Annotated in this window: 12 protein-coding genes and 1 tRNA gene; 8 read left to right on the top strand and 5 right to left on the bottom strand. The window is 69.2% G+C overall.

What is annotated here, in order from left to right:
• Positions 1–151 precede the first annotated feature (151 nt).
• Complete coding sequence (locus CEF10_RS16415) at positions 152–727, top strand: YceI family protein (RefSeq protein ID WP_101069250.1); 576 nt, start codon at positions 152–154, stop codon at positions 725–727.
• Between the two features lie 12 nt (positions 728–739).
• On the opposite strand, the gene CEF10_RS17385 is transcribed toward CEF10_RS16415, so the two are convergent.
• Positions 740–2,869: a tetratricopeptide repeat protein gene (locus CEF10_RS17385; RefSeq protein WP_101069249.1), complete on the bottom strand. Its 2,130-nt coding sequence runs from the start codon at positions 2,867–2,869 to the stop codon at positions 740–742.
• Positions 2,870–3,017: 148 nt separating this feature from the next.
• A complete protein-coding gene (locus CEF10_RS16405) occupies positions 3,018–4,283 on the bottom strand; it encodes an MFS transporter (RefSeq protein WP_101069248.1) in 1,266 nt (421 codons plus the stop codon).
• Between the two features lie 205 nt (positions 4,284–4,488).
• Between CEF10_RS16405 and metG the strand changes: the two genes are divergently transcribed.
• Both metG and CEF10_RS16395 read left to right on the top strand, forming a co-directional pair.
• Positions 4,489–6,207 (top strand): methionine--tRNA ligase, encoded by a 1,719-nt coding sequence (metG, locus tag CEF10_RS16400; protein ID WP_101069247.1) that lies wholly within the window; start codon positions 4,489–4,491, stop codon positions 6,205–6,207.
• Positions 6,208–6,382: 175 nt separating this feature from the next.
• Entirely contained in the window at positions 6,383–7,171 is a 789-nt protein-coding gene (locus tag CEF10_RS16395; RefSeq protein WP_101069246.1) for an inositol monophosphatase family protein, read from the top strand.
• A 49-nt stretch (positions 7,172–7,220) separates the two neighbouring features.
• On the opposite strand, the gene CEF10_RS16390 is transcribed toward CEF10_RS16395, so the two are convergent.
• A complete protein-coding gene (locus CEF10_RS16390; protein WP_101069245.1) occupies positions 7,221–7,589 on the bottom strand; it encodes a GFA family protein in 369 nt (122 codons plus the stop codon).
• Entirely contained in the window at positions 7,586–8,332 is a 747-nt protein-coding gene (locus CEF10_RS16385; protein ID WP_101069244.1) for a rhomboid family intramembrane serine protease, read from the bottom strand. The genes CEF10_RS16390 and CEF10_RS16385 overlap by 4 nt, the downstream gene beginning before the upstream one ends.
• A 139-nt stretch (positions 8,333–8,471) precedes the next feature.
• Here CEF10_RS16385 and CEF10_RS16380 point away from each other — a divergent pair, with 139 nt between their 5' ends.
• A complete protein-coding gene (locus tag CEF10_RS16380) occupies positions 8,472–8,966 on the top strand; it encodes a LysE family translocator (protein ID WP_101069243.1) in 495 nt (164 codons plus the stop codon).
• Positions 8,967–9,007: 41 nt separating this feature from the next.
• Here the strand turns inward: CEF10_RS16380 and putA are convergent, their stop codons facing one another.
• Positions 9,008–12,439 carry a bifunctional proline dehydrogenase/L-glutamate gamma-semialdehyde dehydrogenase PutA gene (putA, locus tag CEF10_RS16375; protein ID WP_101069242.1) on the bottom strand — a complete coding sequence of 1,144 codons (3,432 nt, stop codon included), beginning with the start codon at positions 12,437–12,439 and terminating at the stop codon, positions 9,008–9,010.
• Positions 12,440–12,558: 119 nt separating this feature from the next.
• Between putA and CEF10_RS16370 the strand changes: the two genes are divergently transcribed.
• The 4 genes from CEF10_RS16370 to CEF10_RS16355 all read left to right on the top strand — a co-directional run bounded on the left by CEF10_RS16370 (position 12,559) and on the right by CEF10_RS16355 (position 15,006).
• Positions 12,559–13,035: an Lrp/AsnC family transcriptional regulator gene (locus CEF10_RS16370; protein WP_101069241.1), complete on the top strand. Its 477-nt coding sequence runs from the start codon at positions 12,559–12,561 to the stop codon at positions 13,033–13,035.
• Between the two features lie 30 nt (positions 13,036–13,065).
• Positions 13,066–13,617 (top strand): tetratricopeptide repeat protein, encoded by a 552-nt coding sequence (locus CEF10_RS16365; RefSeq protein WP_101069240.1) that lies wholly within the window; start codon positions 13,066–13,068, stop codon positions 13,615–13,617.
• A gap of 67 nt (positions 13,618–13,684) precedes the next feature.
• Positions 13,685–13,772 (top strand) — tRNA-Leu (locus CEF10_RS16360).
• A 61-nt stretch (positions 13,773–13,833) separates the two neighbouring features.
• On the top strand, positions 13,834–15,006 hold the full coding sequence (locus tag CEF10_RS16355; RefSeq protein ID WP_101069239.1) for a DUF6538 domain-containing protein: 1,173 nt from the start codon (positions 13,834–13,836) through the stop codon (positions 15,004–15,006).
• Positions 15,007–15,209: the final 203 nt, after the last annotated feature.

Here is a 15,209-nt window from a genome sequence, read left to right as displayed (position 1 = left end):
GCGCGCGCACCGCGCCCCCGGCCGAGTGGCGGCTGACGGGCCGGCCCGGCGCGTGGCACCTGGCCGCGGCCGGGTGACACGAGGCCTGTGGCCGGCGCGGCCGCGGCGGGCTAACCTGACGCGACCCGCCGATTCCCGCCCGAGGCGCCCCATGCTCCGGCTCTGCCTTCTCGCCCTTGTCCTGCACCTCGCCGCGGCCGCGGCCGGGGCCGCGCCCGTGCGCTACGCGCTCGATCCCGCGCGCTCGCACGTCGGTTTCACCTATGCCACGGGCGACAGCACGCACGACGGCGAGATGCCGGTGGACAGCGCCGAGCTCCGGCTGGACCTCGACAACCTTCCCGCCAGCCGGATCAGGGTCGTCCTCGACGCGCGCCGCGCGCGCACCGGGTTCTTCGTGGCCACGCGGATCCTGAAGGGGCCGCGAATGCTGGACGTGGCCAACCACCCCGAGGTGCGGTTCCGCTCCACCCGCATCACCGGCCGGCCCGGCGCGGCGCAGGTCCGGGGCCGGCTGACGGTGCGCGGGGTCACCCGGCCCGTCACCCTGCGCGCCCGCATCTACCGCCAGCGCGGCACCGCGCCGGGCCAGCGCGATCACCTTCTCCTGCAGCTCGAGGGCACGATCAGCCGCGCGGCCTTCGGGGCAACGGCGTTCCCCCGGCTGGTCGACGACCGGGTCGGGCTCAACGTGCGCGCGGTGATCGACCGCGCCGCCACCCCCTGACCGGGCGGCGCGTCAGCCCGCCGGGGGATGGATGTATTGCCGCGCCGTGGCCTGCCTCTCGGCCCAGTCGAGGCCGAATTCGTCCGCCAGCGCCCGCGCCTCGGCCTCGCGGCGTTCGGCATCCGCCCCCGCCGCCGCGCGCACCAGCAGGTAGGAAATCAGCCAGCTCGCCGCGTTGCGCAGGTCGGGGTGGTCCGGCTCGGCCACGAAGGCCGCGCGCAGTTTCTCCAGCGCCTCTCGCAGCAGGGGCTCGGCCCTATCGGCGCGCCCGGCCTCCAGCCACTTCGACCCGGTGTTCATCGCGCCAAAGGCGATCCGGGCATCGCCCGGGGGCAGAACCTGTCGGTTGATCCGGAGCGAGGCCTCGTAAAGCCGCGCCGCCGCCGCGCCGCGCCCCTGCGTGTGCCGCACGCCTGCGAGGTTGTTCAGGCTCGCCGCCACCGGCGCCACCCACCGCCCGTGCAGCCGGCGCTGCAGGGCCAGCCCCCGCTGCGTCACCTTGATCGCCTCGGGCAGGTGGTCCCCCTCCCCGGCCCGCGCCATGGCGTGCAGGATATGGCCCAGCTGATCGTAGCTTTCGGCGAGGGCCGCGCTGCCGGGCCGGTGCGCCTCGTGCAGCTTCACCGCCGCGCGCATATCGGCCATCGCGCCCGGCCGGTCGCCCGCTTCCAGCCGATGCATCGCAAGGTTGTGCCGCGCCACCGCATACTTCGGATGGTCCGCGCCATGGAGGCTCTCGGCAAGCTCGGCCCCCGCCTCGGCCAGTGCCAGCCCGCCCGCGTAATCGGCGAGGGCGTTCAGGAACACCGCGGCCTGGTTCAGCAGGAAATCCAGCGCCGCCCCCCGCGGCGCCTCGCCCGTGTCCCAGAGCGCGAGCACATGCGGCGTCAGCCGGCGGCAGAGGGGCCAGTTGGTGCTGTCCTGCACGTCATACGGATATACCGCCGCCAGCAGCGCGGTGGCGCGGGCCGGCTGCGTGGCGCGGCCCAGATACCGCCGCCCCACCAGCTGGGTCACGCGGTGCATGCGGAACAGGCCCTCTCGCGTCGGGTCATCCTCGATCAGCGCCTTGAGCCGCACCTCGCGCCAGACGGCCGTCAGCCGCGCCTCGTCGCGGGAGATCGCCCGCACCCGCCACAGCAGCGGCCGGTACCATTTCCCGAACCGCGGCCTGCCCCGCAGCCACCCCAGCGCGTCGAACGCATCGCGCGAAATCTCGTCGGGCGCGAACCACACCAGTATGCCCATGAGCGCGCGGGCATCGGGCGACAGGCTCTGCAGGGTGAGCCGGACCACCGCCCCGGTGGAGCGGTCATAGTCATCCGACGCCGGGTCGCGTTCCTCCAGCAGGCGGTTGAGCCGGGCCAGGTAGTCCGCGGCGCCGCGTCCGGGGTTGGCGGCCAGCCATTCGCCTGCCTGCACCAGCGCCAGCGGCAGGTATCCCACCGCCTTGGCCAGGTCGGCGTGCCCCGCGTCCGCACGGCCGGCCTCCTGTTCCAGCAGCGCGACGGCGTTGTCGGGTGACAGCAGCCCGGCCGGCCGGGTCTCGAACCCCTCGGCCGGCCAGTCGGGGTGGCGGCTCGTCACGAGGACGTGCAGCTTGCGGCCATCGGGCAGCCAGGGTTTGAGCACCTCGGGGCTTTCCACGTTGTCGAAGACGACCAGCCAGCTTTCGGTCTTGGTCCGCTCGGCGATCATCTCCAGCGCGTGGTGCGCGCGGGCCGTGACCTCGACCGGCGCGTTGTCGCGCTCCAGCCGGTCGGCAAGGCCGGCCAGATCGCCCATCAGCTGCGCCTCGCTCGACGCGCGGATCAGTTCGGCCCGGTCGTAGCGATCCCGGTAGACGGCCATGTAGTGGCGTGCCAGCGTCGTCTTGCCGACGCCGCCGCCGCCGGTGACGGTCGCCACCGGCAGGATCGCCCCCTGCCCGCCGGTCTCCAGCATGGCGCGGACCTCCCGGACATCCTCGTCGCGACCGACGACCTTGCGGGCGTTGAGGCGCCCGGGGCGCTCGAACTCGCGCCGCAGCTTTTCCTGCCGGCGTTTTTCGCGCCGGTCGGACGCCAACTTGACAAGGCCGATCAGGCCACCGCCGCCCAGGATCACAATAAGCGCGGCAATGCCGCCGATCACGTCCCACATGAATGTCACTCGGAGGAATTCGCCTCACCACACACACAACCACATCGCGAAGAATTTGCCCACCCGGCGCGCGGTGCGTTGACCGCGCCCGCGCGCCGGCCGGGCACCGACGTGGCACCGAACCGGGTTTCGGCGCGATTTCAGGGGGTTAACCCGAGTCGCCCTCGGCCTCCGCCTGCTCCTCCTGCTCGGCCGCCCATTCCTGCGCGGCGGCGACGGCGACGGAGGTCGCGGTGGGCTGGAGCCCGAGGTAGGCGCCGGTCTCGTCCACCGGCACGCCGGGCCGGCGCGTCATCCGCCAGCCGGCGTAGACGGTGATCGCCGCGAACACCACCGCGAGGAACAGCCAGAAGCCGTCGGGCCCGGTCATCTCCATCATCTGGCCGGTCACCATCGGCCCGAAGATGGCGCCCAGCCCGTAGGCGAAGACCAGCCCGCCCGAGGCGGCGGCCATGTCCTCGGCCTCGAGGTAGTCGTTGGTGTAGGCGATGAAGAGCGCGTAGAGCGGGTTGGCCACCCCGCCCACGACAAAGGCCAGCGCGACGAAGACCTCGAAGCGCCCGCCCCAGAGGAACCCCGCCAGCGTGGCCACCGCCCCGATGGCCGCCAGCGCGAGGATCAGCACCCGCCGGTCCATGCGGTCCGACAGCCAGCCCACCGGCATCTGCCAGACCAGCGAGCCGGTGAAGATCGCGGCCACGAAGACGGTGATCTGCGCGACGGTGAAATCGGCCGCCGCGCCGTAGACCGAGGCCATGCCGAACTGCGCGGCGAACGCTCCGCCCAGCAGCAGCGTGCCGATGCTGGCCAGCGGCGAGTTGCGGTAAAGTTGCAGCAGGCTCATGGGCTTGGCCGTTTCGAAGGCGGGCGTGGGGTTGATCGACAGCAGCACCGGCGCGAACGAAAGCGACACCAGGATCGAGGGGATCACGAACAGGAAGTAGCCCGAGGCGTCGCCGAGGTTCATCAACCCCTGCGCCGCGATCATGCCCGCCATCTGCGCGACCATGTAGGCCGACAGCACCGTGCCGCGCGTCTGGTTGCTGGCGGCGTTGTTGAGCCAGCTTTCGGCGGTCACGTAGACCCCCGACAGGCAGAAGCCCAGCACCACGCGGATCGCCGTCCAGCTGACCGGGTCGGTCAGGATCGGAAAGGCGATCAGCCCCGCCGAGATGAAGGACCCCAGCGCGGCGAAGACCCGCACGTGGCCCACCCGCCGGATCATGTCGGGCGCGATCCGGCTGCCCAGCAGGAAGCCCAGGAAATAGCCCGAGGTGATGACCGACAGCTCCAGCGTGCCGAAACCCTCGAGCGCACCGCGCACACCCATGAGCGTGGCCTGCATGCCGTTGCCGATCATGATCAGGAGCATGCCCAGCAGAAGGGCCCAGACGGTGGCGAGAACCTGAAGCATCGCGTGAGCCCTTCGTGCAGGTGGCCGCCCGCGGCGGCAGGGGGGATGTCGTTCGCGCCGCTAGCACCGCCTGTCGGCCCGCGTCAAACGCGTTCGCGACATCGTGCCGGAAATCGGCGCACGCGTCCTGCAAGCCCTCTGGCCCTTGCGGCCTTTGGGCATTAAACGGGGGCGGACCCGACCCCGGCAAAGGCGCGACGCGAACATGGCACGGCATCTGATCACCTCGGCGATCCCCTACATCAACGGCATCAAGCACCTGGGCAACCTCGTGGGCAGCCAGCTGCCGGCGGATCTCTATGCCCGGTACATGCGCGCGCGCGGCCACGAGGTGCTGTTCCTGTGCGCGACCGACGAGCACGGCACGCCCGCCGAGCTGGCCGCGGCCAAGGCGGGCAAGCCGGTGCCCGAGTACTGCGCCGAGATGTGGCAGGTGCAAAAGGACCTGTCGGACGGCTTCGGCCTGAGCTTCGATCACTTCGGCCGCTCGTCGAGCCCGCAGAACACCGCGCTCACCCAGCATTTCGCCGGCAAGCTGTGGGAGAACGGGCTGATCGAGGAGGTGACCGAGAAACAGGTCTATTCCCGTGCCGACGGCCGCTTCCTGCCCGACCGCTACATCGAGGGCACCTGCCCCAACTGCGGCTACGAGAAGGCCCGCGGCGACCAGTGCGAGAACTGTACCAAGCAGCTCGACCCGACCGACCTGATCGACGCGCGCAGCGCGATCTCGGGGGCCACCGACCTGGAGGTGCGCGAGACAAAGCACCTTTACCTGCGGCAGTCGAAGATGCGCGACAAGCTCGACGCCTGGATCGACTCCAAGACCGACTGGCCCCTCTTGACGACCTCGATCGCCAAGAAGTGGCTGCACGACGAGGGCGGGCTGCGCGACCGCGGCATAACCCGGGACCTCGACTGGGGCGTTCCCGCGCAGTTCGACGGCGCACCGTGGTCGGGGATGGAGGGCAAGGTCTTCTACGTCTGGTTCGACGCGCCGATCGAATACATCGCCTGCGCCGCCGAATGGGCCGAGGCCCGCGGGCTGGACGCGGCCGCCTGGCGGCGCTGGTGGCGCACCGACGAGGGGGCGGAGGACGTGCGCTATACCCAGTTCATGGGCAAGGACAACGTGCCCTTCCACACATTGTCTTTCCCGGCCACGCTGATGGGATCGGGCGAGCCGTGGAAGCTGGTGGATTACATCAAGTCGTTCAACTACCTCAACTACGACGGCGGGCAGTTCTCCACATCCCAGGGCCGCGGCGTGTTCATGGACCAGGCGCTGGAGATCCTTCCGGCCGACTACTGGCGCTGGTGGCTGCTGAGCCATGCGCCCGAGGGCGGCGATGCCGAGTTCACATGGGAAAACTTCCAGACCGGCGTCAACAAGGACCTCGCCGACGTGCTGGGCAACTTCGTCAGCCGCGTCACCAAGTTCTGCCGCTCCAAGTTCGGCGAGGCCGTGCCCGGGGGCGGCGACCCCGGCGCGCGAGAGGCCGCGCTGACCGAAACGCTGGAGACGCGCATCGCCGCCTACGCCGCGCACATGGAGGCCATCGAGGTGCGCAAGGCCGCCATGGAACTGCGCGCCATCTGGGTGGCGGGCAACGAGTACCTGCAGGAGGCCGCGCCCTGGGCCACCTACAAGGAAGCCCCGGACACGGCGGCGATGCAGATCCGGTTGGCGCTGAACCTGATCCGGGTCCACGCGGTGCTGTCGGCGCCTTTCATTCCCGGCGCGGCGCGCCGGATGCTGGACGCGCTGAACACCGGCGACGAAAGCTGGCCCGACGACGTGCCCGCCGCGCTGGGCGCCCTGCCCGCGGGCCATGCCTTCAGCGTGCCCGACGTGCTGTTCGCCAAGATCACAGACGACGACCGCGACGCCTGGCGGGACAGGTTCGCCGGCACGCGGGACTGAGCGCGGACCGGGCGGTATCCGTCGCCGTCCCGGGGGCGCTGCCCCCTCTTGGCCTTCGGCCAATTCACCCCCGGAGTATTTCGGGCAAGATGAAGGGGCGTGCCCAGAACGGGCCTTGGCAAGGCCGGGGCCGGGGCGTATAGGGGCGCCCTGCAACGAAAGGAGCCCCCAGACCATGCCGGGCAGTGCCAACCTGAACCTGATGATCAAGGCCGCGCGCCGCGCGGGCCGCTCGCTCGTCAAGGACTTCCGCGAGGTCGAGAACCTGCAGGTGTCGATGAAGGGGGCCGGCGACTTCGTCAGCCGTGCCGACATCGCCGCCGAGAAGATCCTCAAGGAGGAGTTGCGCGGCGCGCGCCCCACCTACGGCTGGCTGGCCGAGGAGGAGGGCGGCGAGGACGGCGAGGACCCCACCCGCCGATGGCTCGTGGACCCGCTGGACGGGACCACCAACTTCCTTCACGGGTTGCCGCATTTCGCCGTGTCCATCGCGCTGGAGCACAAGGGGCGCGTCGTGGCCGGCGTGATCTTCGACCCCGCCAAGGACGAGATGTTCTTCGCCGAGAAGGGCGAGGGCGCGTGGCTCAACGAAAGCCGCCTGCGGGTTTCGGGGCGCGGGAAGATGATCGAGGCGATCTTCGCCACCGGCGTGCCCTTCGGCGGGCGGGCCGACCTGCCCGAAACACTGCGCGACCTGGGCCGCCTGATGCCCGCCTGCGCGGGGGTGCGGCGCTGGGGCTCGGCCGCGCTGGACCTGGCCTATGTCGCCGCCGGGCGGTACGAGGGTTTCTGGGAACGCGGGCTGAACGCCTGGGACCTGGCGGCGGGGCTGGTCATCCTGCGCGAGGCCGGGGGACTCGCGGAGGCGATGGAACCGGGCGCGAGCATCCTCGACAGCGGCACGGTGATCGGCGCCAACGAGGCCATCTTCGACAAGTTCGCCAGGACGATCCGGGGCCGGTGAGCGCGCGCGGCGCCGCTGGCGGCGTGCGACGCGGGGCGCCGGTGGCGCGTCAGCGGTCCGACGGGTGGGTGACGCCGTCCACCCACGCGATCGGCTCCAGCTCGCGCGGGTTGACACCCTCCAGGCAGCCCGCGTTCACGCCGTACTCATCTGGGTTCGAACGGCGGCGGTGGTGGGTGTAGATGCCGCAGACCTTGCAGAAGTAATGCCGTGCGGTGCAGGTGCCCCATTGGTAGAGCGCGAGATGCGCGCCGCCCTTCACCACCTCCACCCCGTCCAGCGGCGCCGTCACCGCGGCCGCACCCCGCCTGCGGCAGAAGCTGCAGTCGCACCGCCGCGCCGTGGCCAGCCCGCCGGGCGCCAGCGTCACCCGCAGCTCCACCGCACCGCAGTGGCAGGTCGCGGTGCGCACCTTCATTTCCGACGTCCAGAGCGCGGCACATGCGTGCGCCCGATGCGGTAGCTGGCGCCGGGGTGCGGCGGATGGCCGTGCGTGCGCCGCCAGTAGCGCGCCCCGCCACGCCGCAACAGCACCGGCAGCGTCAGCACCGCGCCGATGACGAAGCCGCCGGCGTGCGCCCAGTAGGCCACGCCGCCGGCATTTGCGTCCGCGCCCACGCCGCTGACGAGCTGGAACAGGAACCACAGCCCCAGCATGATCCACGCCGGGACCGCGACGACGGTGACGAAGAAGAACAGGATCACCAGCACGTCCACCCGCGCCTGCGGGTAAAGCAGCAGGTAGCCGCCCATCACCCCCGCGATGGCGCCCGAGGCCCCCACGGTGGGCACCGTCGACATCGGGCCGGCCATGACGTGGCCCAGCCCCGCGCCCACGCCGCAGGCCAGGTAGAAGGCGACAAAGCCAAGATGCCCCATCTCGTCCTCGAGGTTGTCGCCGAAGATCCACAGGAACAGCATGTTGCCGCCCAGGTGCAGCAGCCCGCCGTGCAGGAACATCGAGGTCACGAGGCTGTGGTAGGCGCCGTATTCGGTGACCAGCCGCGGGATGATCGCCCATTCGTAGAAGAACTGGTTGAGCGCCCGCGGGTCCGCGAAGAGCGGCCAGTACGACACGAACACGAGGATGTTGGCCGCAATGAGGGCGTAGGTCACGTAGGGCGTCCGCCCCGAGGGGTTGTGATCGCGGATCGGGATCATGGTGCATAGCTAGCGTGAATCGCGGGCATCGGAAAGGCCAGAGATCGGGCGCGTGCGCCCCTGGTCGAAGGCGCATGATCCGGGTCGCCTTCGCCGGCGCGCCGGGCTTGAACAGGACGCAAAGCAATGCAGCCCGCCCATGTTCGAGACCCTCGCCACCCTTCTCGTGTTCCTGTTTCCGCTGGCCTACAGCCCCGGGCCCGTCAACATGGTCTTTGCCGCCAACGGCGCGCGCTTCGGTCCGCGCACCACGCTGCCGGCAAGCCTGGGCTGCCACCTGGCCACCTGGCTCGTGACCGCGGCCATCGGGGCGGGCTTCCTGGGCGCCCTCGACGCAACGCCGCACCTGTTCGTCGCGCTCAAGGCCGCAGGCGCGCTCTACGGCCTGTGGCTCGCGTGGCGGCTGTTCCGCGCCGGCACGATCGACGGCGCCGGCGGGGCGAAACCGGCCTCGTTCGGTGACGGGGTCGTCCTGCTGGTGTTAAACCCCAAGGCTCATGTCATCATCGCGCTGATGTTCACGCAGGTCCTGCCGATCGCCGGGATTGACCAGGGCACCGCTGTCATCGCCGTGACCACGGTCTTCACGCTCAACAACCTGATCGCCTTCACGGCCTGGATGGCCCTTGCCTGAAGGCCGGGCGCCGCGCTGCACCGCGCGGTGCCCGGCCCTGTTCAGGCCATGCCGCCCAGAAGCGCGGCATTGCCGCCCGAGGCCGTCGTGTCAACGCAGACATGCCGTTCGTGAACGACGTGGCCGGTGTCGGGCTGGCCGGTGATCAGCGGCAGGATCGGCCCGTCGCGCCGCGACAGCGCCTGCGCATAGGCCCGCGCCGTCCCGGCGTCACCCCAGTACAGCGCGCCCGAGAACCCGGTCAGCTCGGTCAGGGCCTCGGGCGGCAGCGCGCCGTTGGCCAGAACCGCGCGACCGCCGAGCTTGCAGACGGCCCTGGCCTGCGCGCTGGCGGTGTCCTCGCCGGGTCCAAGGCAAAGGAGCGGCGGGCGCACATGGGTCGTCAACCGGTTGGATTCACCCGTCGGCCCCGGCAGGACGAGGCCCTGGCGTTTCTCGTCGGTCTCCCCGCCGGCACGGTCGATCAGGTCCTGCATCACGTCCACGGGCATCGGGGCGGCCCAGTCATCGCCCTCGCCCGCGGCCGGATTGGCGGTGAAGCGCGCGAGGTAATGCGGCCCGCCGGCCTTCGGCCCGGTGCCCGACAGCCCCTCGCCGCCGAAGGGCTGGCTGCCCACGATCGCACCGATCTGGTTGCGGTTGACGTAAAGGTTGCCCGCGTGGATCCGCTCGGTGACATGCTGCACGCGGTCGTCGATGCGGGTCTGCAAGCCGAAGGTCAGACCGTAGCCGGTGCCGTTGATCGCGGCGATCACGCGGTCGAGCTCCTCGGCGCGATAGGTGGCCAGGTGCAGCACGGGGCCGAAGACCTCGCGCTCGAGGTCATCGATCCCGTTCACCCGGATCAGCGTCGGCCCGACGAAGGTCCCCTGTTCGGGCGCGGCGATCTCGTGCAGCACACGGCCCTCGGCGCGGGCCTTGCCGATGTAATCGGCGATGTCGGCGCGCGCCTCCGCGTCGATCACGGGCCCGCAATCGGTGGACAGGTGCCAGGGGTCACCGACCATGTAGGCATCCATCGCCCCCGTTAGCATCTTCGTGAAGCTCTCGGCGATGTCCTCCTGGACGTAAAGACAGCGCAGGGCCGAACACCGCTGGCCGGCCGACTGGAAGGCCGATTCCATGATGGCCTGCACCGCCTGTTCGGGCAGCGCCGTGGAGTCCACGATCATGGCGTTCAAACCGCCCGTCTCGGCGATCAGAGGTGCACCGGGGGCAAGGTTCTCGGCCATCGCGCTTCGGATCTTGCGCGCGGTGTCGGTCGAGCCGGTGAAGGCCACGCCGTCCACCCGCGCGTCCGAGGTCAGCGCCGCGCCCACCTCGCCCGCGCCGGGCAGAAGCTGCAGGACCTCGCGCGGCACGCCGGCCTCGTGCATGAGGCGCACGGCGATGTGGGCGATGATCGGGCTCTGTTCGGCGGGCTTGGCCAGCACCGCGTTGCCCGCCGCCAGCGCCGCGCTGACCTGGCCGGTGAAGATCGCCAACGGGAAGTTCCATGGGCTGATGCAGGTGAAGGTGCCAACCGGCGCGGCCCCGGGCGCGTTGGCCGCATAGTAACGCAGGAAGTCCACCGCCTCGCGCAGTTCCGCCACGGAATCGAGCACGGACTTGCCCGCCTCCCGCGCGATGGCGGCGAACAGCTCGCCGTAGTTCTCCTCGTAAAGATCCGCCACACGGTTGAGCACCTCGGCGCGCTCCGCGGCCGGTGCCTGCCAGACGCGCGCGGCCTCCAGCGCCGTGTCGATGTCGGCGGCGCTGGCATAGGCGACGGTGCCGGGATCGTCCCCTGCATCGGCCGGGTTGCCCGAGGGTTGCGGCGCTTCGGGCCGCGCCTCGCCCGCCAGCACCGGGGCGGCGGCCCATTTCGTCTTGGCGAAGGGGCCGCGCGCGGCCTCTATCGCGTCAAGCGTGGGCTGATGGGCCAGGTCGAAGCCCCTGGAATTGCGCCGCTCGGGCAGGAAAAGCTCCGGCCCGGTGGGCAGGTGGGGACGGTCGTCGTGGATGGCCTCGAAGGGGTCGCGGGCGACCTCCTCGGGCGGCACCTCCTCGTCGACGATCTGGTTGACGAAGCTGGAGTTCGCGCCGTTCTCCAGCAGCCGGCGCACGAGATAGGCCAGCAAATCGCGGTGCGCGCCCACCGGCGCGTAGATGCGGCAGCGCGTGCCCTCCTCCTGCCGGAGCAACCCGTGCAGGGACTCGCCCATGCCGTGCAGCCGCTGGAACTCGAACACGGAGGTGTCGTCGGCCATGTCCAGGACGGCGGCGGCGGTATGGGCATTGTGCGTGGCGAACTGCGGGTAGATCCGGTCGGTCATGTTCAGCAGCTTGCGCGCGCAGGCGATGAAGCTGATGTCGCTGGCGGGCTTGGCGGTGAAGACGGGAAAGCCGTCCACGCCGGTGACCTGCGCGTGCTTGATCTCGGTATCCCAGTAGGCGCCCTTGACCAGCCGCACCATGATCCGGCGGTCCAGCCGCGTGGCCAGGTCGTGCAGGTAGTCCAGCACCGGTGCCGCGCGTTGACCATAGGCCTGCACCACCACGCCGAAGCCGCCCCAGCCCGCCAGTTCGGGATCGGCCAGCACCGTCTCGATCACGTCGAGCGACAGCGCCAGCCGGTCCGCTTCCTCGGCGTCGATGTTGAGCCCCATGTTGGCCGCCCGCGCCTGTCGCGAGAGATCCTGCAGGCGGGGCACGAGGACGGTCATCACGGTTTCGCGCTGTGCCACCTCGTAGCGCGGGTGCAGCGCGGAAAGCTTGACGGAAATGCCGGGGTTGTCGCGGATGTCGTCCGCGGTGCAGGCACCGGAAATGGCGCGGATCGCATCCGCATAGGCGTTCTTGTAGCGCAGCGCATCCCCGTCGGTGCGCGCGGCCTCGCCCAGCATGTCGTAGGAATAGCTGTAGCCCTGCGCCTCCTGCCGGGCGGCGCGGCGCATGGCGCTCTCGATCGTTTCGCCAAGAACGAACTGCCGGCCCATCTCCTTCATCGCGCGTCCCACGGCGGTGCGGATCACCGGCTCGCCCAGCCGCTTGACCGCGCCGCGCAGCGTTCCCACCAGGCCGGGCTCGCGGTCCTCCAGCACCTTTCCCGTCAGCATCAGCGCCCAGGTGGAGGCGTTGACCAGAGGAGAGGTCGAATGCCCCATGTGCCGCCCCCAGTCGCTGGGCGCGATCTTGTCCTCGATCAGCGCGTCGATGGTTTCGGCATCGGGCACGCGCAGCAGCGCCTCGGCCAGGCACATCAGCGCGATGCCCTCGTCGGTGGAAAGCCCGTACTCGGCCAGGAAAACCTCCATGAGCCCCGCGCTGGACTGCCCGCGGATCGAGCGCACCAGCGATGCGGCGCGCTCCGAGATGCGGGCGCGGTCAGCCTCGCTCAACCCGGCGGTGGCGGTCAGCGACGCCAGCGTCTCGTCCTCGTCGGCATAGGTCATCAGGTCGATGCGGCGGCGCAGGTCGGTGTCGTACGGCATGGGGTCTCGCCTCCTCCCGGAAAACGGTGTGTTGACCCATGATACCACCCTGCGGCAAGGTGTTTGTCCCGAATGATCGGTTTTCGCAGTCCAGGTGACCTGCAAAAGGAGGCACAGCAATGCAAATGGACCGCCCCGAGCTCGACGGTTTCGACCGCGCGATTCTGCGCGTCCTCGCCGCCGACGGGCGCATCAGCGTCACCGAGCTGGCCCAGCGCATCGGGCTTTCGAAGTCGCCCACGCAGACGCGGCTGCGCCGTCTCGAACGCGCGGGCGTCATCACGGGCTACCGCGCGCTGTTCGACCCGATCCGGCTGGGCCTCGACCACGTCAGTTTCGTCGAGGTGCGCCTGCACGACACCCGCGAGGCCGCGCTGGCCGAATTCAACGCCGCGGCGCTGAAGATCCCCGAGATCGAACAGGTCCACCTCATCGCGGGCAACTTCGACTACCTGCTCAAGATCCGCACGCAGTCGATGCATGATTACCGCCGCGTGCTGGCCGAAACGATCTCGACCCTGCCGCATGTCGCCAACACCTCGACCTACGTGGCGATGCAGGCGGTCAAGGAAAACGCGCTCGCAGATGTGATTTGACGCGAGGTCAATACGCGCCACACTCGGGATATGAAACGCCGCGCGACTTTCTTGCTGTGCCTGCTCGCCACCCCGGCGCTGTCGGCGCAATGCCCCGACCCGCCGGATCACGCCAAGGCGTTGACCGAACTGATCGAGACCGCGCAGGAGGCACCGAACGAGCGCGCCGCGCGCCGCGCCTTCAACGAGATGTGGGCGCTCTGGACGGACGCGCCGGACCGGCACGCGCAGGAGCTGCTGAACGAGGGCATGGAACGGCGCGAGGTCGGGGACCTGAGCGGCGCCATCAAGGCCTTCGACGCGCTGGTCGCGTATTGCCCGGACTACGCCGAAGGCTACAATCAGCGCGCCTTTATCAACTTCAAGCGGCAGGACTACGCCGACGCCCTGCCCGACCTGAACCGCGCGATCGAACTGTCGCCGCGCCACATCGGCGCGCTGTCGGGCCGCGCGCTGACGCTCCTGGCCCTGGGCCGGCAGGCCGAGGCGACCGTCACGATGCGCCGCGCGCTGGAGCTCAACCCGTGGCTGCCCGAACGCCACCTGCTGCCGCAGATCGAAACCCCCGGCAAGGATCTCTGACGCAACACGCCCCCCAACCGTCACGCGCTTTACAGCCCGCCCACAGCCGGTATGGTCCACCCCGCGTGCCCGCGTGGTGGAATGGTAGACACAGGAGACTTAAAATCTCCAGGCCCGGAGGGGCCGTGCCGGTTCGAGTCCGGCCGCGGGTACCATACCCCAAGTTAAGCCACTGTTTTTCCTCAGCTTTATCACCGGATGAAGCGAGCGTAGTACATGGCGGAGCACAAAACTGCACCTTACACATTTGTTAAGTCGGGCGTATTCTACTTCAGCAGGCGGGTTCCGAAGGATCTTGAGCACCACTACTATTCTTCGCGAATCTCGTTTTCTCTGAAGACGCGATCGAGGTCTGTTGCGGCCTCGCGAGCGAGACATGCGGCGCGTCAGTTGGATGATTTCTGGTACCATCTTCGGATCCAGGACAACGACCTCCCAGGCAAGCACATTCTTCGCACGAAGGTTGTCGGTGCTTATCCAAGTGCGACGGCGTGTGCTTCCAGCCCCGCCACGGTGACGCTATCGGAGGCGATTGGCATATACGTACGTCTTAAGGGGCATGGCCGGCCTGCCAGCTTTCGAGAATTTGCGGAGCGCTTTTGCGGCTATGTCATTGATGTCTGCGGCGACAAGGACATCATGTCTTACACCAAAGCAGACGCGAACGCGGTCCGGGATGCCTTGATCGAACGCCAACTGGCGGGCAGCACCATAGCCAGGGTCTTGGGGGCTGTACGGGCGGTCATCAACTTCGCCGCCAGCGAGATCGGCGTGGAGATGGTCAATCCATTCGGCAAGGTCTACTACGACAGGACAGCCGGGACCTCAGAGCGCAAGCCGTTGCCTCTTGATACAATACGTCAACTTCAGGCGGCTTCGCGTGAACTGGACGATGAGGTGCGCTGGTTACTCGCGCTGGTCTCGGATACCGGCATGCGTCTCGCCGAAGCTGCAGGGCTTCTCAGGGAGGATCTGCGGGTGGATGCGCCAATCCCTCACGTGGTCATCCAGGAGCATCCTTGGCGGCGATTGAAGACCAAGGGGAGCGCGAGGACTGTGCCACTGGTGGGCGCCTCGTACTGGGCCGCGAATCGTGTTCTGGCACACGAGACGGGCAGCGAGTTTGCGTTCCCAAGATACAACACGGACGAGGCAACGAAGGCAAATGCCGCGAGTACTGCGCTCAACAAATGGATGAAATCCTTCGTTCCCGCGGGCTGCACTTTGCACAGCTTCCGGCATTCCATGCGAGATCGTTTGCGGGGTGTCGAGTGTCCAGCCGACATTGTCGACCAGATCGGGGGCTGGCAGACCGAGGGAGTTGGACAGAGTTACGGCAAAGGGTATCCGCTCCAAGTTCTGGCCAAATGGATGCAGGCTGCAGCCTAACGGAAGGCCATGTACTACGCTCGCTTCATCCGGTGATAAAGCTGAGGAAAAACAGTGGCTTAACTTGGGGTATGGTACCCGCGGCCGGAGTTTTGCATTCCCGACGAAGGTGGTGTGGCCACCGTTGCTCCCAGCAAAATAAGGATATTGGCAGGTCGAGTCCCGGTCAACAGGCACCATGTGGTCTACGGTATGGTCTACGG

The sequence above is a fragment of the Roseovarius salinarum genome (assembly GCF_002834145.1).
GTDB lineage: Bacteria > Pseudomonadota > Alphaproteobacteria > Rhodobacterales > Rhodobacteraceae > Roseovarius > Roseovarius salinarum.
The sequence above is the reverse complement of the archived record's forward strand: the minus strand, read 5'-3'. Positions and strand labels throughout refer to the sequence as shown.

Excerpts from the sequence above, each read along its gene's own strand:
- CEF10_RS17385 (WP_101069249.1), bottom strand. The coding sequence starts at position 2,869 with ATGTGGGACGTGATCGGCGGCATTGCCGCGCTTATTGTGATCCTGGGC.
- CEF10_RS16370 (WP_101069241.1), top strand. The coding sequence starts at position 12,559 with ATGCAAATGGACCGCCCCGAGCTCGACGGTTTCGACCGCGCGATTCTG.
- CEF10_RS16395 (WP_101069246.1), top strand. The coding sequence starts at position 6,383 with ATGCCGGGCAGTGCCAACCTGAACCTGATGATCAAGGCCGCGCGCCGC.
- CEF10_RS16355 (WP_101069239.1), top strand. The coding sequence starts at position 13,834 with ATGGCGGAGCACAAAACTGCACCTTACACATTTGTTAAGTCGGGCGTA.
- CEF10_RS16390 (WP_101069245.1), bottom strand. The coding sequence starts at position 7,589 with ATGAAGGTGCGCACCGCGACCTGCCACTGCGGTGCGGTGGAGCTGCGG.
- CEF10_RS16380 (WP_101069243.1), top strand. The coding sequence starts at position 8,472 with ATGTTCGAGACCCTCGCCACCCTTCTCGTGTTCCTGTTTCCGCTGGCC.
- CEF10_RS16365 (WP_101069240.1), top strand. The coding sequence starts at position 13,066 with ATGAAACGCCGCGCGACTTTCTTGCTGTGCCTGCTCGCCACCCCGGCG.
- CEF10_RS16415 (WP_101069250.1), top strand. The coding sequence starts at position 152 with ATGCTCCGGCTCTGCCTTCTCGCCCTTGTCCTGCACCTCGCCGCGGCC.
- putA (WP_101069242.1), bottom strand. The coding sequence starts at position 12,439 with ATGCCGTACGACACCGACCTGCGCCGCCGCATCGACCTGATGACCTAT.
- CEF10_RS16405 (WP_101069248.1), bottom strand. The coding sequence starts at position 4,283 with ATGCTTCAGGTTCTCGCCACCGTCTGGGCCCTTCTGCTGGGCATGCTC.
- CEF10_RS16385 (WP_101069244.1), bottom strand. The coding sequence starts at position 8,332 with ATGATCCCGATCCGCGATCACAACCCCTCGGGGCGGACGCCCTACGTG.
- metG (WP_101069247.1), top strand. The coding sequence starts at position 4,489 with ATGGCACGGCATCTGATCACCTCGGCGATCCCCTACATCAACGGCATC.